Origin of the sequence: uncultured Desulfovibrio sp. (assembly GCF_944324505.1) — a bacterium.
Lineage (GTDB): Bacteria > Desulfobacterota > Desulfovibrionia > Desulfovibrionales > Desulfovibrionaceae > Desulfovibrio.
The window spans coordinates 1-24,485 of the sequence record NZ_CALUWO010000008.1 but is presented as its reverse complement, the minus strand read 5'-3'; the positions used below and the strand labels follow the sequence as shown (position 1 = coordinate 24,485).

General features: G+C 63.1%; 20 protein-coding genes. 9 read left to right on the top strand and 11 right to left on the bottom strand.

What is annotated here, in order from left to right; genetic code table 11:
- Positions 1 to 21 precede the first annotated feature (21 nt).
- A complete protein-coding gene (locus tag Q0J57_RS08715) occupies positions 22 to 1,314 on the bottom strand; it encodes an aminotransferase class I/II-fold pyridoxal phosphate-dependent enzyme (RefSeq protein WP_297219326.1) in 1,293 nt (430 codons plus the stop codon).
- A gap of 226 nt (positions 1,315 to 1,540) precedes the next feature.
- Between Q0J57_RS08715 and Q0J57_RS08710 the strand changes: the two genes are divergently transcribed.
- The 4 genes from Q0J57_RS08710 to Q0J57_RS08695 are packed head-to-tail and all read left to right on the top strand — an operon-like array spanning position 1,541 to position 9,075.
- The gene (locus Q0J57_RS08710; protein ID WP_297219323.1) at positions 1,541 to 5,278 is read left to right on the top strand and encodes an acyltransferase domain-containing protein; all 3,738 of its coding nucleotides are present in this window, start codon (positions 1,541 to 1,543) and stop codon (positions 5,276 to 5,278) included.
- A gap of 48 nt (positions 5,279 to 5,326) precedes the next feature.
- The gene (locus tag Q0J57_RS08705) at positions 5,327 to 6,766 is read left to right on the top strand and encodes a TolC family protein (RefSeq protein ID WP_297219321.1); all 1,440 of its coding nucleotides are present in this window, start codon (positions 5,327 to 5,329) and stop codon (positions 6,764 to 6,766) included.
- Positions 6,767 to 7,654 carry an efflux RND transporter periplasmic adaptor subunit gene (locus tag Q0J57_RS08700; RefSeq protein WP_297219319.1) on the top strand — a complete coding sequence of 296 codons (888 nt, stop codon included), beginning with the start codon at positions 6,767 to 6,769 and terminating at the stop codon, positions 7,652 to 7,654.
- 5 nt (positions 7,655 to 7,659) lie between these two features.
- On the top strand, positions 7,660 to 9,075 hold the full coding sequence (locus tag Q0J57_RS08695) for an oligosaccharide flippase family protein (RefSeq protein WP_297219317.1): 1,416 nt from the start codon (positions 7,660 to 7,662) through the stop codon (positions 9,073 to 9,075).
- 196 nt (positions 9,076 to 9,271) lie between these two features.
- Here Q0J57_RS08695 and rlmN read toward each other — a convergent pair whose 3' ends face one another.
- The 9 genes from rlmN to Q0J57_RS08650 form a co-directional block, all read right to left on the bottom strand.
- Entirely contained in the window at positions 9,272 to 10,342 is a 1,071-nt protein-coding gene (gene rlmN / locus Q0J57_RS08690) for a 23S rRNA (adenine(2503)-C(2))-methyltransferase RlmN (protein ID WP_297219315.1), read from the bottom strand.
- 2 nt (positions 10,343 to 10,344) lie between these two features.
- Positions 10,345 to 11,673: an HD domain-containing protein gene (locus Q0J57_RS08685; protein WP_297219312.1), complete on the bottom strand. Its 1,329-nt coding sequence runs from the start codon at positions 11,671 to 11,673 to the stop codon at positions 10,345 to 10,347.
- Positions 11,674 to 11,878: 205 nt separating this feature from the next.
- Positions 11,879 to 13,045, bottom strand: coding sequence for a sulfate reduction electron transfer complex DsrMKJOP subunit DsrP (gene dsrP, locus Q0J57_RS08680; RefSeq protein ID WP_297219310.1), 1,167 nt, complete (start codon positions 13,043 to 13,045; stop codon positions 11,879 to 11,881).
- Between the two features lie 12 nt (positions 13,046 to 13,057).
- Entirely contained in the window at positions 13,058 to 13,846 is a 789-nt protein-coding gene (gene dsrO / locus Q0J57_RS08675) for a sulfate reduction electron transfer complex DsrMKJOP subunit DsrO (RefSeq protein ID WP_297219308.1), read from the bottom strand.
- The gene (gene dsrJ / locus Q0J57_RS08670; RefSeq protein WP_297219423.1) at positions 13,846 to 14,226 is read right to left on the bottom strand and encodes a sulfate reduction electron transfer complex DsrMKJOP subunit DsrJ; all 381 of its coding nucleotides are present in this window, start codon (positions 14,224 to 14,226) and stop codon (positions 13,846 to 13,848) included. Before dsrJ ends, dsrO begins: the two co-directional genes overlap by 1 nt.
- A 6-nt stretch (positions 14,227 to 14,232) precedes the next feature.
- Entirely contained in the window at positions 14,233 to 15,855 is a 1,623-nt protein-coding gene (gene dsrK, locus Q0J57_RS08665) for a sulfate reduction electron transfer complex DsrMKJOP subunit DsrK (protein ID WP_297219306.1), read from the bottom strand.
- Positions 15,856 to 15,867: 12 nt separating this feature from the next.
- Positions 15,868 to 16,887, bottom strand: a complete 1,020-nt coding sequence (gene dsrM / locus Q0J57_RS08660; protein ID WP_297219304.1) for a sulfate reduction electron transfer complex DsrMKJOP subunit DsrM — start codon at positions 16,885 to 16,887, stop codon at positions 15,868 to 15,870.
- A gap of 22 nt (positions 16,888 to 16,909) precedes the next feature.
- On the bottom strand, positions 16,910 to 17,437 hold the full coding sequence (locus Q0J57_RS08655; protein WP_297219302.1) for an RsbRD N-terminal domain-containing protein: 528 nt from the start codon (positions 17,435 to 17,437) through the stop codon (positions 16,910 to 16,912).
- A gap of 102 nt (positions 17,438 to 17,539) precedes the next feature.
- Positions 17,540 to 18,532 (bottom strand): hypothetical protein, encoded by a 993-nt coding sequence (locus tag Q0J57_RS08650; RefSeq protein WP_297219300.1) that lies wholly within the window; start codon positions 18,530 to 18,532, stop codon positions 17,540 to 17,542.
- Positions 18,533 to 18,680: 148 nt separating this feature from the next.
- On the opposite strand from Q0J57_RS08650, the gene Q0J57_RS08645 reads away from it, so the two are divergent.
- From Q0J57_RS08645 to Q0J57_RS08630, 4 genes are all read left to right on the top strand, one after another.
- Positions 18,681 to 19,415, top strand: a complete 735-nt coding sequence (locus tag Q0J57_RS08645; protein WP_297219297.1) for a sulfite exporter TauE/SafE family protein — start codon at positions 18,681 to 18,683, stop codon at positions 19,413 to 19,415.
- Positions 19,416 to 19,460: 45 nt separating this feature from the next.
- Positions 19,461 to 19,718: a hypothetical protein gene (locus Q0J57_RS08640; RefSeq protein ID WP_297219295.1), complete on the top strand. Its 258-nt coding sequence runs from the start codon at positions 19,461 to 19,463 to the stop codon at positions 19,716 to 19,718.
- 103 nt (positions 19,719 to 19,821) lie between these two features.
- Positions 19,822 to 20,757 carry a GTPase Era gene (gene era / locus Q0J57_RS08635; RefSeq protein WP_297219293.1) on the top strand — a complete coding sequence of 312 codons (936 nt, stop codon included), beginning with the start codon at positions 19,822 to 19,824 and terminating at the stop codon, positions 20,755 to 20,757.
- Positions 20,754 to 21,479 (top strand): YggS family pyridoxal phosphate-dependent enzyme, encoded by a 726-nt coding sequence (locus tag Q0J57_RS08630; RefSeq protein ID WP_297219291.1) that lies wholly within the window; start codon positions 20,754 to 20,756, stop codon positions 21,477 to 21,479. Before era ends, Q0J57_RS08630 begins: the two co-directional genes overlap by 4 nt.
- 344 nt (positions 21,480 to 21,823) lie before the next feature.
- Here the strand turns inward: Q0J57_RS08630 and Q0J57_RS08625 are convergent, their stop codons facing one another.
- Positions 21,824 to 22,600 (bottom strand): TrmH family RNA methyltransferase, encoded by a 777-nt coding sequence (locus tag Q0J57_RS08625; RefSeq protein WP_297219289.1) that lies wholly within the window; start codon positions 22,598 to 22,600, stop codon positions 21,824 to 21,826.
- 112 nt (positions 22,601 to 22,712) lie between these two features.
- Here Q0J57_RS08625 and Q0J57_RS08620 point away from each other — a divergent pair, with 112 nt between their 5' ends.
- Entirely contained in the window at positions 22,713 to 24,356 is a 1,644-nt protein-coding gene (locus tag Q0J57_RS08620) for a lytic transglycosylase domain-containing protein (protein WP_297219287.1), read from the top strand.
- Positions 24,357 to 24,485: the final 129 nt, after the last annotated feature.

The window sequence follows — 24,485 nt, the reverse complement described above, 5'->3', positions numbered from 1 at the left end:
GCACACAGCCCGGCCTCGGAATCATTCCATGTGTTCGTCGGCGTGCTCGCGCTTGTAGTTGCCGATGATCTCGCGTGCCCGGGGCAGCTCCTCGGCCACGGCATCCAGCGTGGTGCGGATATGGTCCTCGGTATGCGAGGCCGACAGGAAGAAACGCAGACGGGCCTCGCCTTCCTTCACGGCGGGGAAGGTGATGGGCATGACATAGAAGCCGCGCTTGAAGAGCAGGTTGGCCAGGAAACCGGCCATCATGGAGTCGCCCACCATGATGGGCACAATGGCATAGCCCTGCGCCGCGCCCGTATCCAGTCCCTTTTCCCGGGCATATTCAAGGAAGAACTGGCTGATGTGCTGCAACTTGTGCACCCGTTCAGGTTCGCGCAGCATGAGTTCCAGGGCCTTGTGGCAGGCCGCGGCCACGATGGGCGGCATGCCCACGCTGAAGACAAAGCCCGGCGAACCGTAGCGCAGAAAATCCACCAGTTCGTGGGTGCCGGCGATGAAGCCGCCGCAGCCGCACATGCTCTTGCTGAGGGTGCTCATCCACATATCCACTTCGCGGGCATCGATGCCGAAATATTCGTGTATGCCCCGTCCCGTCTCTCCCAGGACGCCGAAGGAGTGGGCCTCGTCCACCATCAGCATGCAGTCGTACTGTTTTTTCAGGCGGATGAGCCGGGGCAGGTCCGGGATGTTGCCGTCCATGCTGAACAGGCCCTCGGTCACGATGACGGCGCGCTTGTGGGCGGCCCGGTGCGCCTTGAGCAGGGTTTCCAGGGCGTCGCAGTCATTGTGCGCATAGGAATAGCGCTCCGCGCCGGAAAGGCGCGCCCCCTGCATGAGGGAATTGTGCGCCAGACCGTCATAGAAAATGGCGTCCCGCGGACCGAACATGAAGCCCAGCGTGGACACATTGGTGGCATGCCCGCTGACATAGGCTATGCAGTCCTCCACCCCGTACAGCTGGGCAATGGCCCGTTCCAGCTGACGATGCGGCGGACGCTCCCCGCCCACCAGCCGGCTGGCTCCGGCCGACGAACCGAAGAGGCGCGCGGCCGCAGTGACGGCTTCGGTAATTTCCGGGTGGGTATTGAGGTCAAGATAGTCGTAGGTGGAAAAGTTGATATATTCCTTGCCGTTGATCTGCGTGGTGGCCTTGGCCGCACGCTCGTGGCAAAGGAAGAGCGGGTTTTCCATCCCCATCTTGGCCCCCATTTCCACAAGGCGGGCAAACGAAAGTTTGGAGCGCATGCGGTTGAAGCCGCTGGCGGAACTTTCATGCGCGACAGCCTGGGATGTCTGCGGGTCTTTCATGCTGGCATATCCTCGGTAAGGGTCTGCGGGGCGCTTGGGAACAGACGGAGAACTGGCCCCTATGCAAAATTTCAATCGATGAAGCATACCTGATAAGGCGGCGTATGGCAAGCCATTACCCAGCGCCTCCGGCCTGTGGGGAATTCGGGAATCTATGGACAAGGCACCGGCTTTCCTCTACCATGAAAAAAGCCCACGTTCTGTTCTTTTTACCGCTCCGGATAGCATGGCCGTTCTTTCCTCTTCTCTTATTCTCTCCGATGTACTTGTCCTCGCCGACGGAGAGCTGCGCGATGCCGCTGCTCTGGCCTCTCGTCTGGCGGCCATGCTGGGGCCGCAGAACGCAGGGGAACAGCCCCGGGGCCGTTCTTTCCCCTGCCTGCTGCTGGCCTGTGTTCCCCCTGACCGTCAGGATGGCGTCCAGGCGTGTGCCGCGGCTCTCAACAGTGTCTGCGAGGCCTGCGGCCTGCCCCGGCCAGGGGAGGCCCGTCTGCTGGCAGCCGCTCTCGTGCCGCATGCCGTTTTTGCCGCCGCGGCGGCGGAGCTGGGACGCCTGGGCGCACGGCGCGCCCTGCTGCTCATGCCGCAGGAAGGAACGGCGCAGAACGGCAGCTGGGAACTCTGGCTGCTGGAACGCGGGCGGGATACGGCCCGTGCCGCCCGGCTGGCCCTGGTGCCGGAATGCCATGCGGACGGGGTGTTCTATGCCCGGCTGGATGAGGGAGAGCGCCTGTGGCGCATGGGGGCCACGGTACCGGGCTGGCGCGAGGAGCTGCTGGCCGCGGGGCGGGCGCCCCTTTCGCCGGAGGCCGGTGTGCGCGATATTGCCCTGCACGATCTGGGGCAGCGCGGGGTCTGGCTGGCGGAGGACCGTGCCGCACCGCCCCTGGCCGTCATGTGCTGCGGGCAGGGCGCCGTGTGGACGGGCATGGGCCGCCAGCTCTATGACCGCTTTCCTGCGGCGCGTGCCGCCATGGACCGCATTGCCGCCGTGGCTGACTGGGATGTGCTGTCGCTCATGGATGAGACCGACGAGGAAAAGATCGGTCTGACCCGCTGGCAGCAGCCCTATCTTTTTCTGCTGGAATATGCCCAGTGGAGCTATCTGGCCTCGCTGGGTCTGCGGCCCGCGCTGATCTGCGGGCACAGTCTGGGCGAACTCATTGCCCTGTGCCTGGCCGGGGTCTATGCGCCGGAGGTGGCCTGGTACATCCTGGACACGCGCGCGCAGCACATGTCCGAACTGGAAGCACGGGCCACGCGAGAAACGGCCATGATGGCCGTTCATGCGGAGGCCTCTGTCATCGATGAGGCCCGCGCCCGCTGGCCCTCGCTCTATGTCTCCAATTACAATACCCCCCTGCAACACATTGTCAGCGGCCCTCGCGACGTGCTCATGGAAGCCCGCAAGGCGCTGCGCAAACGTCGCATCCCGGCCATCATGCTCAATGTGAGCCTGGCCTTTCACCATCCCGGCATGCGCGTGCTGCGCGACATGTCCCTGCGCCGTCTCAATGCCCTGGCCATGCAGGCACCGCAGGTGCCCATGCTCAGCTGTGTGACCACAGGCTTTTATCCCCAGTCGCAGCCGGACATCTGCTCCTACATTGCGGACCTGGACGAAAATGCCGTGCGCTGGGTGGAGTGCGTGCGGCAGATGTGGCAGCGCGACGGTATCCGGCATTTTGTGGAACTGGGGCCGCAGGACACGCTCTGCGGTCTGGTGGCGGACATCGAGCCGCAGGCGCTGTGCCTGTCTGCCTCGCGCAAGGGGCGCGAGACCGAGGGCCTGCGTCAGACCTGTGCCCGCCTGTATGCACTGGGGCATCTTTCCCATCAGGCCGTCATGGCGCATGCCGCGCGCTGGCAGCTTCGGGGGGCGGTGGCAGAGGACCTGAGCCCACCGGCCGTGGCGGAAGCGGCACCGGCGACACCTCTGGGGCCGCTGGCCCGTCGGATCATGGAGCTGCTGGCCCAGACCGCCGGTGTGGACGTGGCGTCCGTGGGGCCGCAGACGGACCTGCGCTACGATCTTGCCCTGCGTTCCAGCCGTTTCCCGCTGCTGGTGCAGCAGCTGGCAGAGGTGCTGGGGCATGCCGTGAATTTCGAGGACCTCATGGGCGTCAGTACCGTGGGCGATCTGCTGGCTGCCGTGGGCCTGATGCCCCGTCACGGGGCGCCTGCCGCAGCGGCCGTACCGCTGCCCGCCGGCAGCCGGGAAGCGGCCGCCGCCCTGCACCAGCCGCCCTATCTGCGTTTTGTGGCCGGTGCCTCGTCGCGTCTGCACCGCCTGCCCTGGGATGCCTGCGCTGCCGGCCGGGGCTGGCAGCCCGGTGGCGCCGTGCTGGCCTGGGGGCGGGACGGCGCACGCCTGGCGGCCCTGCTGGGTGGTCTGGCGGCATTGGGGCAGGTGATCTGCGTGCCGGAGGACTGCCTGGAGGCCTGTGCGGTTTTGCGGCGGCTGGGCGGTGATATACGCTCTCTGGGATGTGCCGCGGCGGACCTCCTGCCTGCGGAGGCCGCTGCCGCGGAGACGGGCGACCATGCTGCCGTGGCAGCGTTGCGGGCAGCTCTTGCCACGGCCCTGCACACGGGATGCGCGGCCTCCCTGCCCGTGTCCGGCTGCCTGCTGGATCTTTCGACGGCAGACGATCAGGCTGCCCTGGGCCGCGTGGCCCGCACGGCGCTGCTGCCGCCGGAAGCCGCAGACGCCTGGCTGGTGCGCGTCTGGCAGCTGGATGCCGGGGATGCCCTGGCCATGGTGCAGGCTGTCCCGGCGGAAGTGGACGACAGGCTGCTGGACGTGGCGCTGGTTCCTGACGGCACGCCGCCCCTGCCGCGCGAATGGGGCGACATGCTGGCGCGCGAGCTGGCCCTGGGCACGGTGCCGCGTCTGCTCTGGGCGCGGGCGGCCTCGCTCTGCGGTCTGCTGCCCCTGTCCCGTGAGGAAGCCGACGGCCTGCCCCAGCCATGGCAGGAACGGCCCGAATCCTTCCCCGGCCTGTATGCTGCCTCCCTGCCGCTGCCGCCGCATTCCGGGCGGGATTTTCTGCTGTGCGGCGAGTTTTCGCGTTTTGCCGAACCTGCCCTGGCCGGACATGGCCGGGATACGGCCACGGGCTGGCCCTGGCTTCCCCTGAGCCGGGGACTGCGCAGGCTGCTGGACAGCGTGCGCCTGTATTTCCCCTGGTTGCGGGAGGCGGGGTTCTGTGATCTGCGTTTTGGCCCACCGCTGCTGCTGCCGCCCGGCGTGACGCGGGAATGCCGTCTGGATGTGCGTGCCCAGGCCTGGCTGCAACAGGATGGCGTCATGACGCGCATGTGCCGCTGCGGTCTGGAAGCCCTGGATCTCATGCCCAATGGCCGGCATATGGACCGTACCGTGCCGGTGGTGCAGGGCATGGCGCTCATGGGCTGTCGCCCATCGTGCGCCCCGGCGCTCTGGCCGGCCGGCGCAGACCCGGCGCACGGCGATGATGCGGCCGTGCTGGCCATGTACCGGCGGCGGGGGCTGGATGCCATGTGGCACTGGCTGGCCGGAGAACTGCCCCCCGGCGCCCCCTGTGAAGAGGGCGGCGACATGGCCGGACAGGGGCTGACGCGGCGCTTTGCCCTGCATATGCCGGGCATTGCCCCGAAGGACCTTTCCGGCTATACTGCCGCCCTGCAACTGGTGGACGCTGTGGAGCAGGCTGCTGTGACCCTGCTGGAAGAACGTCTTTCCCGCACGGCACAGGCGGATTCCCTGGCGGAATGGCGCCTGAGCGGTGTGGGCTTTCTGCGTTTCGGCCAGGGGGAAGGGCCGGTTGTGCCCCGGGTCCTGGAAATGCGCTGCGGCTGGCAGGATGCCCGCCTGCTGCGCTTTGATGCGCAGGTTCTTGATGCGGCGGGGTGTGTCCTGCTGACAGTGAATCAGATGGAATTTGAGCGGACGGCTGCGGCCCGGGAGGCTGCCTGTACATAACGGTACTGCCGCTGTCGGCAGGAACGGATCGGGGGAACGATGAATCGGATGTGGCAAATGGCTGTGGGCATGGTGCTGTGCCTGTCTCTGGGGCTGGGGGCCTGCGCCTCCAACAAGGCAGGCATCGGCGCGCCAGAGCTGCCCGCCAAGCACTGGCTGGAGGAGACGCCCGGCATCCCGGTGGACAAGAAGGACAAGCTGGATGCCGTGGTGGCCAATCTCTATGATCCCAGCAAGAAATTTTCCTTTGAAGACTGCGTGTATCTGACCATTCAGCAGTCTCCCCTGCTGGTGAACAGCGCCGTGGACCTGGAAATCCGGCGTGTGGCCCTTACCGATGCGGTCTGGAAGTATCTGCCGGAACCGCGTATGACCTTTACGCTCACCAACAACCTGACCCAGTTCAATTCCAATGAAGAGGACGTGCCCGGCGACTACGGCCGTCCCAAGCTGCGCGTGGGCTTCTATGCGGCCTTCCCCAATCCTGTGGCCACCTATTTCGAGCACCAGGTGCAGAAGCTCATGGTGAACATGGCCATTTCCACCCATCGCAAGGCCGTAGGCGAGGCCATCTACAAGATTGCCACCGCCTACCTGCGCCTGCATGCCCAGCGCATGGTGCGGGAAACCCAGAAGGAGCTGCCCGCCATTGCCAAGGAGCTGACGGCCTACTGGCGCCAGCTGGAAAGCGTGGACGGACGGCAGGGTGTGTCCCTCAATCTGGCCATGCAGCACGAAAAGGAAGTGGCCCTGCGCCTGGAACAGGCCCGGATGGAAGAGGTCATGCAGCTGACCAACCTCAAGATTCTGGCCGGTGTTGATCCGCAGCAGCGCCTGGACGTGGACTTGCAGCAGGCCCCTGCCATTCTGGCGGGCTTCGATGGCTACAGGCTCAAGTGGGAGGACCGCTGGGCACAGGGGGAAGATGACCTGCTGCTGCGCAGCCAGATCAAGCTGGCCGACTACAACATCATGGTGGCCTGGGCGGAATACGTGCCTGACCTCTCCCTGCAACTCAACAATTCGCCGCCGGCCGGCCAGTCTCAGCCCGTGGGGGGGACGGACGATACCTTCCTGCATCTGACCCTCGACTTCCCGCTCATCGACTGGGGGCGCCGCTATCGCGGCGTGCAGACGGCGCGCATGCAGAAGGCCCAGGCTTTCCATCAGCAGGCGCGCAAGCGCACGGAATATTCCAATACCTGGTTGCAGGCGGAACAGCGGGTTTCGCTGGCGGAAACCAACCGTCGTCTGGCCAAGAACCATTTCGAGACGGCGGAGATGCAGTATAAGGAAGCCCGAGTCTCCTTTGACAATGGCCTGGCCGAGCTGCCCGACGTGGCTACGCGCCAGGAAGAAATGATCCAGGCCCGGGTGTCGCTCATCAATGCCGAGCTGGAATATGAGCTGGCTACCCTGGAGTGGATGTATGTCTCCAACCTGTTGCAGGAGCGCTTCCTTGGCCAGCCTGCGGCGGAGGTACTGTAAATGCGCAACGTCCTTTTCCTTCTGCCGGTTCTGCTGGCACTGGTGCTGGTGCAGTCTGTTCAGGCTGCGGAAATTCGTCTTACGGGCAAGGTGGTGGCCACGGTAACCCGTCCGGTGGCGGTGCCCTTCAACGGCGTTGTGGACGAGGTGCTGGTGCAGCCTGGCGCTGCGGTGACGCGTGGGGCGCCCCTGGTGCGCTATCATCTGCAGGAAGAGGCGGCCCGCGTGTTGCAGCGCGAGGTCATTGTGGGGGCCGGTACCGAAAAGGAACGCGGCGAGATGCTGCACTTGCAGCAGGAACTGACCGATCTGTCGGCCCAGCGCAGCAAGGCCCGTCAGCTGGCGGCCTCCGGCCTGGGGTCCCATCAGGCCCTGTCCCGGCTGGAAGCCAATTGCGATGCCCTGAGCAAGCGCATCGAGCTGCTCAAGCTGAGCATCGACAAGAGCGAAAAGACCTTCCAGGCCCGCCTGCGCGAGCTGGAAGGCTATTTCGGCCAGCCCCTTGACCCGCAGCAGGAACTGCCGCAAAGCCTCATCCTCACGTCGCCCATTGACGGCTATGTCCTGTCGCTGGCGGCCGGTCTCAATCCCGGTTCCCTGCTGGCGGCCCAGTCCACCCCCATTCAGGTGGGGCAGATGGATCCGGTCATCATTACCGTGCCGGTCTACGAAAGCGATATCAACGACATTGGCGTCGGCGACAAGGCCATCATCCAGATTCCCTCCCTGGGTGACCGGGAGTTCGAGGCCTCGGTGAGCGAAATATCCTGGTCCTCGTCCGACATGAGTGTCTCGCAGCCTTCCTACTACTCTGTGGAGCTGACCGTGCCCAATCCCGAGCTTGAACTCAAGCCCGGCTTCAAGGCCATTGTCCGCTTCAGCAAGTAGGGCGGATGAAGCTCACCTCCCTTACCCGCCAGCTGGGCTACATTCTGGGCGCGCAATGGACGCGTGACCTGTCGTGGACCATCTTCACCATCCTGCTGGCCCGCTACAGCAAGGACATGATGGGCCAGCTGGCCACCGCCCTGGCGGCCGGCTATCTGGTGAAGACCGCGGCAGACGTGGGCCTCAACGATTTTCTGCTGTCGTCCTTTGCCCGGCGTGATGGCCGGCCCCTGGTCCTGCTGGGCGAGGTCACCTGGCTGAAAAGCGCCTTTCTGCTGCTGGCCCTGCTGGTAACGTGGGTGCTGGTGCTGCCGTATCCCCCGGAACAGCAGATCATCGTCCTGCTCATTGCCGCCGGTTTCGGTCTGGACGGGGTGACGGATTCCTTTTTTGCCCTCTGCCAGGCCCGCGGCCGGCAGGATGTGGAAATGCGCATCCGTGTGCCCTCTGCCCTGCTGGGCATAGGCTACGGCATTGTCTGCGTGCTGCTGCAACTGCCCATGCTGGCCATTGCCGCCTACAAACCCATCGAATCCATCAGCTGCGCCCTTTTTGCCGTCAGGGCACTGGGGCACAATCCCCTGCGCCGTCTGGGCTGGGAAGGTCTCAAGGATCTGGCCCGCAAGATGAAGAGCGGCATCATCTTTACGCTCATGGCCGGCTGCGCCATGTGCTACAACAAGATCAACGTCTTCTTTCTCAAGGCGCATGGTTCCGATGCGGCCGTGGGTGGCTACAGCGTGGCCTGGGAAACGGTGGAGGGCCTTTCCGTACTGGTTTCCAGCGCCCTGCTGGGCAAGGTTATTTTTCCGCTGCTGGCCCGCTACTGGCGCGAAAACCGGGACGCCTTCCGGCGTCTGGCCGGCCAGACGGCACGCTCGCTCTGGGCGGCCTCCCTGCCGGTCATTTTCCTCATCTGTGTGGAAAGTGACCGCTTTCTGCCCTTTGTCTACGGGCCGGGCTATGCCGATGCCTCCACGGCCCAGCGCCTGCTGACGCCCTGCCTGGCCACGGCCTTTCTGCACAATCTGGCGGCCTATGCCATGATCGGCATGCGCCGGCACAAGCTGCTGCTGGGTTTCTATCTGAGCGGACTGGTGGTCAATGTCATCTGCTGCCTGACCCTCATTCCGTGGCAGCCCCTGGAAGGGGCAGCCCTGACGCTGACCATCACCAAGGTCTGGGTGGCCATTCTTACGGTGGGGTATTTTCAGGCCGTGGCCCGGCCCATGTCCCTGCCGCAGTGGGGGCTTATGCTGCTGACCATTGCGCTGTCCGTGGGACTGTGGTGGGGACTTGGCCCGCTGGTACCGCGGGAAGTGGCCGAACTGGCCGGCCTGCTGCCTCTGCTGGCCCTGTTCTGGCGCTGGCGTCCGCCGCCGCCCTTTGAGCGCGAAACGCCGCCGGCTGCCCGGACATAGGGCACGGGCGCGTGGGCATCTGCCGGGCAGGCTGTTGCCGCGCGGGGAAGGCGATCCCGTGCGGGGCTGTCTGCAGCGATGCGCTGCGGGCGGAGCGGGGTAGTACACGAGGTGCTCTACGCAAAAAAAAACGCCGTGCACGGGCACGGCGGACATGACGCGGCGGGGGGAAGATTCGTTCTTCCCTTCGCCGTTTTCAGTGTGTCTGGTGCAGGCGCTGCTGCTGGGCCTTGAGCTGCCCGCAGGCTGCCTTGATGTCCTGTCCCTTGGATTTGCGGACAATGGCCGTGATGTGACGGTCCCAGAGCATTTTTTCAAAAGCCAGGACCCGCTCCGGCGTGGGGGCCTCGTAGGGGTCTCCCTCCGAGGGATTGTAGACAATGAGGTTGAGCTTGCCCTTGATGGCGCTGACCAGGCGGGCCAGCTCGCGGGCCTGCTCCGGACCATCGTTGACGCCGCCCAGCAGCAGATATTCAAAGGTGATGCGTTCCCGCGTCTTGAGGGGATAGGATTTGAGGGCCGCCAGCAGCTCGTCCAGGGGCCAGCGCGCGGCGCGCGGCATGATGCGCGCCCGCAGCTCCTGTGTGGGCGCATGCAGGGAGACGGCCAGAAAGGCCAGCCCGCTTTCGCCCAGCTCGCGCAGACCCTTTTGGATGCCGCAGGTGGATACCGTGATGCGGCGCGGCGAGAAATTGAGGCCCCTGTCGTCATTGAGGCTGCGCAGGGCGCGCATGACCTCATTCAGGTTGAGCAGGGGTTCGCCCATGCCCATGAAGACCAGGTTGCGCAGCACGGGCCAGTCCGGGCGCGTGTCGCCCAGATGGGCGCGCGCCACCAGAATCTGGCCCAGAATTTCCCCCATGGTCATATTGCGTTCAAAGCCCATGGTGCCGGTGCTGCAAAAGGTGCAGCCCATGGCGCAGCCCACCTGCGAGGAAAGGCACTGGGTCCAGCGGCGCACGCCATCGCGGGAGTCGGACGGAATGAGCACCGTTTCCACTTCGGCGCCATCGTCCAGCCGCAGCAGGAACTTGGTGGTGCCGTCGCGGCTTTCCTGCACGCGGGAAACCTCAGGCCAGCGGATTTCAGCGCATTGCGCCAGACGGGCACGGCAGGCCTTGGACACATTGGTCATTTCGTCAAAGCTGCGGGCCATGCGCTGCCACAGCCACTGCCAGACCTGGACAGCGCGGAAGCGGGGTTCGCCGCATTCCGCCTGCATCCAGTCCGTCAGCTCGGGAAGGGTGAAGTTGAGCAGGTTGACCATGCCTAGCAGCTCAGGCGGGTGGCATAGGCGCGCACAAAGCGGATGGCCGAAGCCGTATCGGTCACTTCGCCGGCAATCTGGGCCTGCAGCAGGGCTTCGCGGATGTCGCCCACCAGAGGACCGGGAGCCAGGTGGGTCTCGTTCATGATTTCATTGCCGTTGAGCAGCGGTTCCAGCATCTGTTCCGGGGTTTCGGCGCGCTCCAGATACTTCATATTGTGATTGAAGGAGGTGAAGTTGCCGTCGCGGGCCTGCACGTCAGCCCGGGCCATGGCAATGAGGCGGGGGTATTCGTCCAGCGCCTTGAAACGCCGGATGCCCCGGTCGGTCATCATGAAGTGAAAGCGCATGTGGTAGCGCACCAGATGGCAGAGCAGGTCAATATCCTCGGTGGTGAAATGCAGGCGGCGCAGTATCTTGCGCGTCACCTTGGCGCCCACGCGGTGGTGCTGGTAGAAGCTCATCTCCCCGTCGATGTTCTCGCCGGTGAAGAGTTTGCCCACGTCATGAAAGAGCATGGACAGGGTCCCCAGCCAGTCGTAGTGAAAGTCCTTTTCAGGGTAGAACTTCATGCAGGCCAGGGTATGCTCGAAAATGGATTCCTCTTCGCCGGTATTGTGGTTGCGCTCGCGGATGGCATTGAGGGAGGCCACTTCGGGAATGAGGCCCTGGAGAATCTGGGCATCGTAGAGCAGGCGCACAAAGCGGTACATGGCCGTGGGGGTCACCTGGCGCCATTCGTTCATGATGTCGGCGGCAGGCACATAGTCCAGCACGCGCGAGGCGCTGCGCACAATGGCCAGCCAGGTATTGGCCTCGATGGGCAGATCAAAATTGGCGGCAAAGCGCAGGGCACGGATGGCCAGCAGGTAGTTGCGGCGCAGGGTTTCGTCCGGCAGGCCGCAGAGACGGATGGGACCGGACTTGACTTCGGCAAAGCCGGCATAGATGTCCGTGTTTTCCGGCACGACACAGCCGGCAAGGCTCAGGTTCTGGCGGTCTTTGGGGTCCAGGCGGGCCACCATGGTGGGCGAGATGCGCATGAGGGACAATTCGGGATGACTGGCATCCTCCACCACCAGGGGGTAGAAGCGCAGGGTCACGCCCTCTTCCACCAGCTGGGCCAGCAGCGGTCCCTCGTCCACCCGGCTCAGGGCCGGAAAGAGCTTGGACAGAACGTCCACGTCCGGTTCGCAGGCGATATCCACAGCCGGGCTACCGCCCTTTTCCAGCAGCTGCTGTTGCAGGGGGGCGTTGATGACATGCGCATCGTAACCGTTGCGCAGCATGGTTTTACAGACGGATATGGCTACTTTGAGCGCCTCGTGCATGATAGTCTCCTGTTTGGGGCAGGCCGTGTGCAGCGGACCTGCGGCATGCGGGCAGGGGGTGCGGCTTTGCCCGCGCGCTCCAGTATACGCAAGATGCCGGCGGCCCGCAACGGAAATGCCCGGACAGCGCTGATGCTCAGGCCGGCAGGCATGAAAAAAGGCCCCGCGCCATGGCGCGGGGCCTCCTGAAGCCGCGGGATATCTGCTAGTCGCAGAAGTTGCCCACTTCCCTCTTCACGCTGAGGGCGATCTTCCACAGCAGGGAAAGGACCAGCGCGCCGATGGCGTAAACGCCGACGGCCACGGAAATTTCCATGCAGGTGGGAGCGTAGTCGGTGATGGTTTCAAACATATTGGGCGTGAAACCGCCGATGAGCAGGCCGAGGCCCTTGTCGATCCAGCTGGCAACCACCAGCATGACGAGCGCCAGGGGCAGCAGCGGCCCGGTGCGCCACGTCGGCGGAATGAGGATGATCAGGGAGCCGAAGGCCATGATGACGGCGGCCCACATCCAGCTGCTCACCCAGGTCAGATGCCCGGCGTGTCCGCCGAACAGGAAGGTGATGGGATGCTGGTGACCGGGAATGCCGGAATAGAAGGCCGTGAAGATTTCCAGCAGGTAGAAGAACACGTTGATGCACATGGCATACGTGATGATGGTGGTCAGGGTCTTGATGGCGTCGCGGCCGGGATCAAAGCCGGTGAGGCGGCGAACCACAAAGAGCAGCAGCAGCAGGATGGCGGGACCGGAGCAGAACGCCGAGGACAGAAAGCGGGCAGCCATGATGGCGGTGAGCCAGTAGTGGCGGCCGGGAATGCCGGCGTACAGGAAGGCGGTCACGGTGTGGATGGAGAAGGCCCAGATGATGGACAGGTAGATGAGGGGCTTGATCCACTTGGGCGGTTCCACATCCAGGCGCTCGGCTTCCAGGGTGACCCAGCCGATGATGGCATTGAGGGTCAGGTAGCCGATGAGCACCATCATGTCATAGAACATGATGGAATTGGGCGTGGGATGCAGCATGACGTTGAGCATGCGCTGGGGCTGGCCCAGGTCCACCACGATGAAGAGCGAGCACATGCACACGGCCGCAATGGCCATGAACTCACCAAAGATGATCATGCGCTTGAACTTCTTGTAGTGATGGAAGTAGGCGGGCAGCACGAGCATGACGGCCGAGGCCGCCACGCCCACGAAGTAGGTGAACTGCGAGATATACAGACCCCAGGAAACATCGCGGCTCATGCCGGTGATGGTGAGGCCCTGCTGCAGCTGCTGCAGGTAGACGAGACCGCAGGCCGCGATCACGCAGACCAGGAAGAGCAGCCACAGATAGAAGGTCTTTGGACCGGTAAGCACTTTTTCAAGCATAACCTGTTCTCCCTAGATGAGGTAGTACACGCCGGGCTGCGTGCCGAGGTTCGGCTTGCGGCGAATGCTGTAGTTTTCGGCCAGGGCGCGGCGCACATCGGAGTTGGGATCGTCCAGGTCACCGAAGAGAATGCGTCCCCCCGCCGCTTCCACGCAGGCAGGCATGAGACCCTGCGCCAGACGCTCGGCACAGAAGGTGCACTTTTCCACCACACCCTGCATGCGGGTGGGGAAGGTGGGATTGGGCATTTCCTTGGGCAGATGCTTGCGAGGATCCATGAAGTTGAAGGAACGGGCGCCAAAGGGGCAGCCGGCCATGCAGAAACGGCAGCCGATGCAGCGATGGTAGTCCATGGCCACAATGCCGTCTGCCATCTGATAGGTCGCCTGCGTGGGGCACACGCGCACACAGGGCGGATTGGTGCAGTGGTTGCACAGCAGCGGGAATATGCGGTCCTTGACCTTGGCGGTCAGGTGCTCGTTGAGATCATCCGGGAAGGCGTGATCAAAGGTGTCCAGCCAGAACCACTTGATTTCCTGGTGCCCCTTGATGCTCGGCACGTTGTGGGCCTTGTGGCAGGCTTCGATGAGCGGCGTGTAGTCGTCGGCGCTCTTGAAGGCGCGGGTGTCAATGACCATGGCCCAGCGCTTGGCATGCAGGGCGTTGGCTCCGCGCGTATAGCTGCTTCCGGGCATGATGGCGGCAGCCTGCGCATTGGACGAAAGCGCAGCCACACCACCGCTCAGGGCAAAGGCCGAAAGGCCTGCCACTTTAAGAAAGCTTCTTCTGCTCTTGTTCATTACTTCTTCCCCTCGGGAGCGATGTGGCAGGTCCAGCAGTAGGGATACACACTGTTGGAGATATGGCACTTTTCGCAGAAACCCGCATAGTCGTTATGGCACTTCAGGCAGGTATTCTGCAGGCTGATGGTCCATTCCTTGCCGGTGGACGACTTGTAGACGCGATTTTCGTTGCGCAGGGCCTGATCCCGCCACTGATTGAGGAGGTTCATGTGTTCGGCGCGCATGTATTCCACCGGCTCCACACATTCCTTTTCGTTCTGGGGCAGGGTCACACCCGGACGCTTGTAGTCGTCCGCACCCAGGTTAAGCCAGAACGGCATGCTGAACAGCACCGCAAAGATCACGGCGCCGATAATGACTGCTTTGGAGTTGTACATCATGGATTAGTCCTCTTCATCAGGGTCCACATTGGGCAGGTCTTCCTGGCGCAGGTCCATGGTGCGCTTCTGTTCGCCCTTCATGACGAGGGCGTTGGCCACCAGTTCATGCAGGCCGCTGACCGTCACGCCCGGTGCCCAGTAGTTGGCAAGGGGCGTCAGGGTCGCGCGGTCGATGGCGCAGACGCAGGCCATATGATTCACATTGTACTTCTGCTGCACATAGCGCAGGGCGTTGCCGCGGGGCATGCCGGCGCGCATGCGCAGCTCCATGATTTCTTCGGTGTTCAGGCCGGAACCGGAGCCGCAGCAGAAGGTCTGCTCGCGGATGGTGTTTTCGGGCATTTCCACGAAGTTGTTGCACACCGCCTTGAGGATATAGCGGGGTTCCTCCAGCAGGCCCATGGCGCGGGCGGGGTTGCACGAGTCATGGAAGGTGGTGATGATGTGGTCGTTGCGGCTGGGATCCAGATTGAGCTTGTTGTGCTTGATGAGGTCAGCCGTGAACTCCGCAATGTGCACCATCTTGGTGGCAGCGGCGTTTTCAAAGCGGGTGCCGGTGATGGGCGAGGTGGGCACATCCATCATGCAGGACGGGGCCGGGCCGTTGTAGGTGGCCATGTACTGGTTGATGACGCGCCACATGTGGCCGCATTCGCCGCCCAGGATCCACTTGACCCCCAGGCGCTCGGCTTCGGCGTACATCTTGGCGTTCAGCTTCTTGGCCATGTTGAAGGACACGAAGGAACCGAAGTTGCCGCCTTCCGAGGCGTAGGTGGAGAAGGTGTAGTCCAGGTCCAGCTCATGGAAGAGCAGGAGGTAGCCCATGAACGTATAGATGCCGGGTTCGGCAAAGACGTCACCGGAGGGCGTGATGAAGAGGATTTCGTGACCCTTTTCGTTAAAGGGCGTCTTGGGACGGATGCCGGTGATGGTTTCGCAGTCATCGGCCAGCATTTCCACGATTTCCACAAAGGAATGGGGCTGGATGCCCAGGTGGTTGCCCGTGAAGGAGCAGTTTTTCACCGGGTCCATGATCCAGTGCGTGCCCAGGCCCACTTCATGCAGCAGTTCGCGCACGATGGCCGTGATTTCGGCCGTGTCGATACCGTAGGGGCAGAACAGGGAGCAGCGGCGGCATTCGGTGCACTGGTAGGCGTAGTAGAACAGCTCCTTGACCACGTTCTTGTCCCAGCCGCGGGCGCCGACGCGCTTGCCCAGCAGCTTGCCCACCATGGTGTAGTCGCGGCGGTACAGCGAGCGCAGCAGCTCGGCACGCAGCACGGGCATGTTCTTGGGATCGTTGGTGCCCAGGAAGAAGTGGCACTTGTCGGCACAGGCACCGCAGCGCACGCAGATGTCCATGAACAGCTTGAGGGAGCGGTGCTTCTGCAGGCGGTCCTCAAAGGCGTCGCACAGGATTTCTTCCCAGTTGTCGGGCAGGTTCCAGTCTTCGGCCGCGGGATCCCACTCATGCGGATGGGGCATGTGCAGGCGTTCCATGGTTTCGACCTTGGCCGGGTAGCAGAAGCTGCCCGGCGCAAATTCCGGCTTCACATCCAGCCAGCTGCCTGCGGGAAAGTCCTTGCGGCTGGCCATGAGTTCGTGTGGCGTAGGCAATTTTGCCATGATATAAACTCCTTACTCGGCGGCCTTTTCGGGTTGCTTTTCCAGCGGCAGGCCGGCTTCGGCCATGAATTCGCGGTATTCATCCTCGTACTCGGCATAGGTGAAGTACTGCTTCGGAGGATTCCAGGGGTTGATGTGGCGCACACGACGCGTATCGTTGGGCACATTGCGCGTGGGGCTGAAGAAAATGCCCGCCATGTGCATGAGCTTGGAGAAGGGGAAGTAGATGAGCAGCACGCTCACCAGCGTCAGGTGCACCACAAAGAGCGGCGGCAGGCCGGCCGCGCTGACAGGCGAAAGATGCACGAGGCCCATGGTGAAGACCTTGATGGAGGCCACGTCGGCCTTGTCAAAGTAGCGCAGGCACAGTCCCGTGGCCACGATGCCGATGAGCAGCAGCAGCGGGAAGTAGTCGTTGAGCAGCGAGATGTAGCGCACGCGTTCGTTGACCAGGCGGCGGGTCAGCAGGAAAAGCAGGGCCACCAGCAGCAGGCCGCCGCTCATGAAGAAGCGGGGCGCGCCGATCTGCATGATGCCGTCCAGGCTTTCGAAGAAGGTGATACAGGCCGGCACCGGATCCAGGAAGAAACGGAAGTGGCGGATGAACACCAGCAGGAAGCAGTAGTGGAACAGCAGGGCAAAAACCCACAGCCACTTGGACGAATAGTAGACAACGCGGGGACCCTTGTTGACGGAGTCATTCATGATGACTTCGGCATGGGTGTTGCGGAACAGGGAGCGGAACAGCAGCACTTCGAGCACCATGCGCACGATGGTCTGGCCCTTGGTGCTGGGGCAGTCCCACTTTTCCTGCTTGATGAAGTCCAGAGAGGCTTCCTGGCCGCCCGTCGTGGGGATACGGAACGGCACGGGCGATTTCGCCCAGTACACCATGCGTCTGATGACGCCCACAATAAAGATGGCAACCGCCACATAGGGCAGCAGCACGCTGAACAGGAAGCCCAGCCCACCGGCGGCTCCCGCCCAAGCGATGCACCCGATGAGCGCTACCATCACCAACGCTGCGATCATTCCCAACCTCGCTTGAAATGTGTTACCTTTTGCCCGAAACCGGGCTGCCGTCCACCGTCTGCGCCCAGCGCACGACCTGCGCATACTGGGTGCGTATTTCGGTGATGCGCGATTCGGCTAGCGTTTCGCGCGCCTCCGTGTACATATCAAAGGCCAGCAGCACAACGCTGTCCAGCCGTGATTCCGCATTGAGATAGGCGGTGATGCCCTTTTCGCCGCAGCAAAGCGGCAGGATATGCTCCCGCATGAGGGGCTTCATAAGCAGAAAAACGCCTATGGCCTGGCTGGGCGTCAGTTTCTGCACGGCCCGCAGGCGCACAAAGCGCTCGATGGCATGTTTCACCGTCTTGGGGTCGGTATCCTCGCCGGAAATGGCGTCAAAAAGGCGCCCGGCCGCCTCATGGGTCATATCGCCGACGGGATTGGTGAAGGGGTCTTTGCGCGTTCTCAAAAAGCCAGTTGTTTCAAGCGGATAAGTATTATATACCGCCTCGATCCACTGGTTGACCACGGTTTCTTTCTGTGAACGGAAGAGGTCCTGGATCTTCATGATGGCAATTTCACAAGCTAGAGTTAAAGGCGTTTAGATATACGAGACAAGCCGACAATACGTCAAGTCTCCTACCATTTTCATAAGAAACCCTTCATGCGCCTACTCCACGCAGGGCTTGCTGCCGCCGCACTGTCCGGCAATGGTGGCGTCAAAAAAGTTCTCGTCGGGGGCGCTGTAGCCGGGCCGGGGCGTCTGCCCGCCCACCACGGGTTCCGGCGGAACGGGCGGGCTTTCTCTGCGAGCCGGGCGGGGTTTGGGCGCCAGCATGGCCGGCAGGCCGCGATATTCGATGAAGGGCACCACCTGGGAACCGGACAGATAGACATGGGCCTTGTTGCGCAAGAGGCGCAGGCGCAGCCACAGCATGTCGGGCGAAAGGGCGGAGTAGTCGTCGGGCGAGACCTGCTGGGCGGCCTCGAAGGCCTCGATCATGCTCTTGCCCGCATCCAGGGCCGTGCGCATGGCCGCAACACGGTACAGATCGTCGGCCGTGTCGGCCACGGGGTAGAAGGCCACCTCGATGTGGCCGGAAAGCGCCTGCACCCCCTGCCGGCAGACCTTGCACGACGGGGAAAAGAACATGCGTACCGAAGGCTGCCCCAGGGTCATGTCGCTGATGGGCCACAGCGAGGCGGCCGAGCGCGCCGCGGCGCCGGCATTGATGACAAAGAGAATGCCCCAGACGAGGATCAGGAGCGAACGGCGGGGGGGGGCATTCTTATACTGTTGCGCAGCCAGGGCGTGCCGGAAGGCGGCGTAGACGCCGGCAAAGAACAGGGCAACCCCCAGACAGCTGACGCAGGGGGCCGTGGCGGCCATGAGCAGGAGCAGCAGCACGTCCCCGCACAGGGCCAGTCCGGCCAGCAGGCGCCCCAGGCGTGCCGCGCCGGCCAGGGCCAGCAGCGCCAGCACCACAAAGGTGGCGGCGCCGATCCACCACAGCGAGAGGCCGGCCACCGTGACATCCTGATACAGGCTGCATCCTTCGGTGATGCAGACGTTGACATCGTTGCCCAGGGCCGTCCACACGCAATAGGCCACCGCCAGCAGGGCCAGACCGCATGTTCCGGTCAATACGCCGTTGTGTTTCATGTTCCCGCCAAAACGAAAGACGACGCTGAAACAGCGCCGGTAATTTTGTTTTTCATAGGCCATTCCGGATGATTCGTAAAGTCTTCTCTTGCCTGGCGCTTTATGCTAAGGCCGGCATGTATGTCGCAAAGGCCGGGGAGGATACGGCATGTCGTTCAGCTTGCTCATCTTTGCGTACGCTGCCGTGGTGGTTTTTGCCGCGGGTATCGTCCGCGGGGCAACGGGGTTTGGCTTTTCCATGCTGGCCCTGGTCATGCTTACCTTTGTCCTGCCGCCGGCCCAGGTGGTTCCCCTGTTGCTCATCTGGGAGATGTTTGCCAGCGCCGGCCATGCGCCATTTGTCTGGCGCCAGTGCAACTGGCGTATCTGCGCGCTGCTGCTGGCGGGCATCATTCCGCTGACGCCCCTGGGCATGATGCTTTTGCTGCATCTTCCGACCCGGACCATGACCGTAGGCGTGAATGGCATTGTGCTGGCGCTGACCCTGCTGCTCATTTCCGGCCTCCGGCCCCGGCGCACGCTCGGTCCCTTGGGTATCATGGGTGTGGGAGCGCTGGCCGGTTTCATCAACGGCGCCTCGTCCAACGGCGGGCCGCCGGTGGTGCTCTTCATGATGATGTCCCTGCCGGCGGAAGCTGCGCGGGCAACGCTTATTGTGCTTTTTCTGGCCTTTGACATCCAGACGTCCTGCTTTTTTGTTTATTCTGGCCTCATGACCTGGCAGAGCGCCCTGGATGCGCTGGTGGTGCTGCCTTTCATGTGGCTGGGCATGTGGCTGGGCACCCGCTGGTTTCATCGGGTGGATGAGGCGCTTTTCAGGCGCTGCGTGATGTTCTTTTTGATGGTTGTGTCCGTTGTGGGCATGATCCGTGCCCTGATATAAGGAATCCGGCCGCCCGTGGGGGCGTCGTTAACAAGGAGTTCTGCTATGTATCGTTTTTTCGCCATGTCACTGTGCATGGCCTCCCTGCTGGCTTCCGGCTGCGGCGGCGGACCGTCTTCGGCACGTCTGCCTGACGGCACCGAAGGCTATTCGGTGAACTGCAACGGCATGGATAACGACTGGGCGCAGTGTTATAATGCCGCTGCCGACATGTGCGATGGCGGCAGGTATCAGATTCTGTCGCAGAACACGTCCGCCGTGGGCGACATTCCCATGCGCAACCTCATCATCAAGTGTCAGTAGGCCCTCCTTGCCACGCCGGGCTTGACCGCAGCCGCGGCCTGCGCATAAAGACAGGACTGCCTGTCCCTTCTCTTCCTCTGTATGACCAGCGAGGCCAATGTATATGACCGCACAGAATTATCGTTGTGGCTGGGTGGCACTCATGGGGCCGCCCAATGCGGGCAAGTCCACCCTGCTCAATGCCCTGCTGGGGCAGAAGGTGAGCATTGTCACGCCCAAGCCGCAGACTACCCGCAATCAGATCGTGGGCATTCATACCGATGCCTCGGCCCAGGCCATTTTCATGGATATGCCCGGCCTTTCGCAGGTGCGTGGCCGTCTGAGCAAGGCCATGCTGCAGGCTGTGTGGCAGAGCCTGCGCCAGGCGGATGTCATCATGCCTGTGCTGGATGCCCACCTGTATATCCGTCATCCTGAATTTCTGGAGCGTGATCTGGCCCCCGTGGCCGATGCCCTGGCCAATGAAACGCGCCCCATGATCGTGGTGGTCAACAAGGTGGACCTCTTTGCCGACAAAAGCCGCATGCTGCCGCTGCTGACCCGCCTCAGCGAAATGTGGCCCCATGCCGAAATTTTTCCCGTGTCGGCGCTCACCAAGGACGGCCTGCCTGACCTTCTGGCCCTGCTGTGCTCGCGTCTGCCCCAGCGGGAGGCCCAGTTTCCCGAAGATCAGATATCCACGGCGCCCGTGCGCTTCATGGCGGCGGAAATCATCCGCGAAAAGCTCTTTTTGCAGCTGCGCCAGGAGGTGCCCTACAGCATTGCTGTGGACATCGAGCAGTGGGAGGAGGATGCCGAGCGCGGGCAGACCATCATCCATGCCGTGATCTATGTTGCCCGTGCCATGCACAAGGGCATGGTCATCGGCAAGGGAGGGCAGGTGCTCAAGCAGGTGGGCACGGAAGCCCGCAAGGATATGGTGGAGCTGCTGGGCGGAAAGGTGCATCTGGAGCTGTGGGTCAAGGTGCGTGAAAACTGGACCGAAGACCCGGCACTTGTGCAGGAGCTGACACAGATGGGCGAGGTGATGCTGTCATGAGCGCAGAGGCTGTGCGCGCACGTTACGAGGCTGTTCTAGAGCGGCTGGACAAGGCTGTGGCCGATGCCGGCCGCCGGCGGGACGAGGTGACCCTGGTGGCGGTTTCCAAGCTGCATCCGGCGGAGGATGTGGCTGCCGTGGCTGCCGCCGGGCAGGTGGATTTTGGCGAAAACTACGTGCAGGAAGCCCTGCAAAAGCGGCAGGAACTGGCGGAAAACGCGGCCTGCGCCCATATCCGCTGGCATATGATCGGCCATGTGCAGAGCCGCAAGGCCACCCAGGTGGCCGGGGCCTTTGCCCTGGTGCATACGCTGGATTCACGCAAGCTGGCCGATGCCATGGAACGGCGCCTGGTGGCGCTGGACAGGCGTCAGCCCGTGCTTTTTGAAATCAACGTGGGCGACGAGCCGCAGAAATCCGGCATTGCGGCGGCGGATCTGCCGGAGCTGGCCGACTACGTTCTGGAGCAGTGTCCGCATCTGGAGGTGCAGGGCCTCATGTGTCTGCCGCCGGTCTTTGATGCCGGCGATGCGGCGCGGCCCTACTTTGCCCGCCTGCGCAACCTGCGCGACGACCTGCGCCAGCGTACCGGCCTGCCCCTGCCGCATCTTTCCATGGGTATGTCGGGAGATTTCCCCGGTGCCGTGAAGGAGGGCGCCACCATCGTGCGCATCGGGACGGATATTTTTGGCCCCCGTCCGCCCAAGCCCGCCCGGGACTGAGCCGTCCGGCAAGGCGTGGCGGGCAGACAGGAATGCAGGGATACGGCCTGCAACAAAAAAGCCCTTGGATAAGGGCTTTTTTGTTATGCGGCGCAGCGCAAAGTATTTTTCACGTATCGTGCGCGTAACGTCTTGCTGTATGCCTTGAGAAAAATTTTTTAGACATGCTGTATGAGACGAAAACGGCATCTGTATGGCATGATAGAACGCAGAGCAGTTTTAGAAACGGCATAGTAAATCCTGAAAAATGGCGCATGTCGTTTTCTATGTATTCTGTAATGTTTGTCTAGACTTTTTCTGCTCGCATCCTGCGGCGAAATGGGTATACTTGACAGTACCGCGACCTAGGCATGCAGACGGGCGGCGGCAAGTGCCATGAGCATGGCGCCGGCCTGGGCCACATTGAGGGAATCAAACTGGCGGGCCAGCGGAATGCGCAGCATGCGTGCACAGCGTTTGGCTACGCCGGGGCGCAGGCCCTTGTCCTCATTGCCCAGAACCAGCACGGCCGGCAGCTGCATGGCGTGGCAAAAGGCGTCATCATCCCGCGGGGAGCAGCCGGCCCCGTAAATGGTCAGACCGGCTTCTTCGGCACTGTCCAGGGCATGGGCCAGATTGGTCACGCGGGCCACGGGCAGCCGTTCCAGGGCGCCTGCGGCGGCGCGCCGGGCTGCCGGGCCGAGATAAGCGCTGTTATGCCGCGGCAGAAGGATGCCGGCGCCGCCTAGGGCGTAGAGACTGCGGCAGAGCGTGCCCACATTGCCGGGGTCCTGCATCTGATCCAGGGCCAGCAGCAGGGGCAGGGGAGCTTCCCGCACGGCGGCCAGCAGCTCGTCCAGCTGGCGGAATTCCGTGACGGCCAGGCGGGCAACGACGCCCTGATGATTGACCTCTGCCTGTCCCGCCTCGGCGGCTTCGCGGCAGAGCCGGTCCAGCGCGGCGGTGTCCACAAGGCTGTAGCGCACGCCGCCCTTGCGGCACAGGTCCTGCACCTGCAGGGCCTCCCGGCTGCGCAGGCCCTTGCGGCAAAAGACAAGATCAATGCGCTGCGGATCGCTCTGCAGCAGTTCAAGAACAGGTTTCAGGCCCGGCAGCAGCGGGGCGGACGTGGCAGCGTGCATGAAGAATCTCCGACAGGTTCGGGAAAGGGCGGCCAGGGGGCCGCGGGGATGATGCAGAGGCCTTTGTCTACGCAGCTTCTGCGGCAATGGCAAGCGCTTCGGGAGGAGTCTCATGGTGGACATGGTATGGTATGGAAAGAGGACCACGCGGTGGGGGCTTGTGTTCTGCCTTCTCTGTGCCAGCCTCATGCTGGCGGCATGTGGGTCAAAGCAGAGCGGTGGCAAGTCCGACATGCCGGCCCTGGTCATCCCGGAAAATGAAGATACCCAGCCCCTGACCCAGACAGAACTGGCTGCCCTCCAGAGCCGGGGACAGATTGACCGCAATGTGCCGGCATCGGCCATGCCGGCCGTCACCACCCAGTACCGGCACTTTCTGCACAAGGACCGGCGCACCATGGAAATTTTTGCTCAGCGTTCCGAACCCTATCTGGGCTATGCGCGCAAGGTCTTCCGTTCGCGGGGCATGCCCGAGGAGCTGGCTTATCTGGCCATTGTGGAAAGCGGCTATCGCACGGATGCCAGATCGCATGCCGGAGCGGCCGGCGCCTGGCAGTTCATGCCCTATACCGGCATGAAGTACGGCCTTACCCAGGACAAGTGGATGGATGAACGCCTGGACCCCTACAAGGCCACCGAAGCGGCTGCAGATTACCTCCAGAAGCTGTATGCCGATTTCCGCGACTGGCCCACGGCCATTGCGGCCTACAATGCCGGCGAAGGCAAGATGGGACGCGCCAAGAGCGGTACCGGGGCAGACAATTTTTATGAAGTGTGCGAGCGCAATATGCGTCTGGACGAAAAGGCCAGGCTGCGCCCCGAAACCGTGCAGTATGTGCCGCGCTTCATCGCCATCAGCAAGATCATGCGCAACCTGGGGCCGCTGGGCTTCCGTCCCATCAATCAGAATGCCGAACCGCAGGTGCAGCGCCTGACGGCCCGCCCCGGCACGGATCTGCGCGGCCTGAGCACGGCCTGCGGCATGGACTGGGAAACTTTCAAGGAATACAACCAACATCACCTCAAGACCATCTCGTCCACGGAGCGTTCCACCTTTGTGTATGTTCCCCGTATGCAGCAGCAGCGGGCCGTGGCCTATTTGCAACGCGCCGGAGGCCTCTATGCTGACTGGCACCAGGCGCGCGTTACCACCAGTGCGGACAGCTGGGACAAGATTTCCCGGCGCAGCGGCGTTTCCGTGGCCCAGCTCACGGCTGCCAACGGCGGCAAGTCCCGTATTCTGCGCGGGGATACCGTGCTTGTGCCGCGCCGCGTGGACATGAGCGAGCGGGCTGTGGCCCGTGTGGATGGCCGGCGCAGCCGTCAGAGCCGGGATTCGGGGACCAGGCAGCGTGCCCTTTCCGCGGAGTCCTGCCAGATGACCGCCGGCGGAACGCATGTGCTCCGCTCTGGCGAGACCCTGTATTCCGTGGCCCGGCAGTACGGCGTGCGCGTGGCGGATCTCCAGGAACTCAACGATATTGACAATCCCGGCCGTCTTTGTGTGGGGCAGCGTCTGCGCATTCCCGGCAAGGAGGGGGCGGAACAGGTGGCCAGCGCGCGCAAGAATCCCAGTGGCAGCATCGGCCGGCGCAGCCAGAAGGCCGGCCGGTCCACTTATACGGTGCAGGCCAATGATAATCTGTGGAGCATTGCCCGGCGCCACAATGTGAGCGTGGCCGATCTCAAGCGCTGGAATGAGGTGGATGAGCAGAATCTTCAGATCGGGGATACGCTGGTGGTTGGCCTGAAGTAAAAAAATGGCTTGACATTGTGTGGCATCCGGCGCATAAACGCACTTCGCGCCCGGGGGAAACGGCAAGTGACCTTCGGGAGGCATTGACAAACGAAGAGCGGAGCACCGTGGAGCGGGCCGGCCCGGGAA

Excerpts from the sequence above, each read along its gene's own strand:
- Q0J57_RS08640 (WP_297219295.1), top strand. The coding sequence starts at position 19,461 with ATGTATCGTTTTTTCGCCATGTCACTGTGCATGGCCTCCCTGCTGGCT.
- dsrJ (WP_297219423.1), bottom strand. The coding sequence starts at position 14,226 with ATGTACAACTCCAAAGCAGTCATTATCGGCGCCGTGATCTTTGCGGTG.
- dsrP (WP_297219310.1), bottom strand. The coding sequence starts at position 13,045 with ATGCTTGAAAAAGTGCTTACCGGTCCAAAGACCTTCTATCTGTGGCTG.
- Q0J57_RS08620 (WP_297219287.1), top strand. The coding sequence starts at position 22,713 with ATGGTGGACATGGTATGGTATGGAAAGAGGACCACGCGGTGGGGGCTT.
- Q0J57_RS08695 (WP_297219317.1), top strand. The coding sequence starts at position 7,660 with ATGAAGCTCACCTCCCTTACCCGCCAGCTGGGCTACATTCTGGGCGCG.
- Q0J57_RS08710 (WP_297219323.1), top strand. The coding sequence starts at position 1,541 with ATGGCCGTTCTTTCCTCTTCTCTTATTCTCTCCGATGTACTTGTCCTC.
- Q0J57_RS08625 (WP_297219289.1), bottom strand. The coding sequence starts at position 22,600 with ATGCACGCTGCCACGTCCGCCCCGCTGCTGCCGGGCCTGAAACCTGTT.
- Q0J57_RS08685 (WP_297219312.1), bottom strand. The coding sequence starts at position 11,673 with ATGCACGAGGCGCTCAAAGTAGCCATATCCGTCTGTAAAACCATGCTG.
- rlmN (WP_297219315.1), bottom strand. The coding sequence starts at position 10,342 with ATGGTCAACCTGCTCAACTTCACCCTTCCCGAGCTGACGGACTGGATG.
- Q0J57_RS08650 (WP_297219300.1), bottom strand. The coding sequence starts at position 18,532 with ATGAAACACAACGGCGTATTGACCGGAACATGCGGTCTGGCCCTGCTG.
- era (WP_297219293.1), top strand. The coding sequence starts at position 19,822 with ATGACCGCACAGAATTATCGTTGTGGCTGGGTGGCACTCATGGGGCCG.
- Q0J57_RS08630 (WP_297219291.1), top strand. The coding sequence starts at position 20,754 with ATGAGCGCAGAGGCTGTGCGCGCACGTTACGAGGCTGTTCTAGAGCGG.
- Q0J57_RS08655 (WP_297219302.1), bottom strand. The coding sequence starts at position 17,437 with ATGAAGATCCAGGACCTCTTCCGTTCACAGAAAGAAACCGTGGTCAAC.
- Q0J57_RS08700 (WP_297219319.1), top strand. The coding sequence starts at position 6,767 with ATGCGCAACGTCCTTTTCCTTCTGCCGGTTCTGCTGGCACTGGTGCTG.
- dsrO (WP_297219308.1), bottom strand. The coding sequence starts at position 13,846 with ATGAACAAGAGCAGAAGAAGCTTTCTTAAAGTGGCAGGCCTTTCGGCC.
- Q0J57_RS08705 (WP_297219321.1), top strand. The coding sequence starts at position 5,327 with ATGTGGCAAATGGCTGTGGGCATGGTGCTGTGCCTGTCTCTGGGGCTG.
- dsrM (WP_297219304.1), bottom strand. The coding sequence starts at position 16,887 with ATGATCGCAGCGTTGGTGATGGTAGCGCTCATCGGGTGCATCGCTTGG.
- Q0J57_RS08645 (WP_297219297.1), top strand. The coding sequence starts at position 18,681 with ATGTCGTTCAGCTTGCTCATCTTTGCGTACGCTGCCGTGGTGGTTTTT.
- Q0J57_RS08715 (WP_297219326.1), bottom strand. The coding sequence starts at position 1,314 with ATGAAAGACCCGCAGACATCCCAGGCTGTCGCGCATGAAAGTTCCGCC.
- dsrK (WP_297219306.1), bottom strand. The coding sequence starts at position 15,855 with ATGGCAAAATTGCCTACGCCACACGAACTCATGGCCAGCCGCAAGGAC.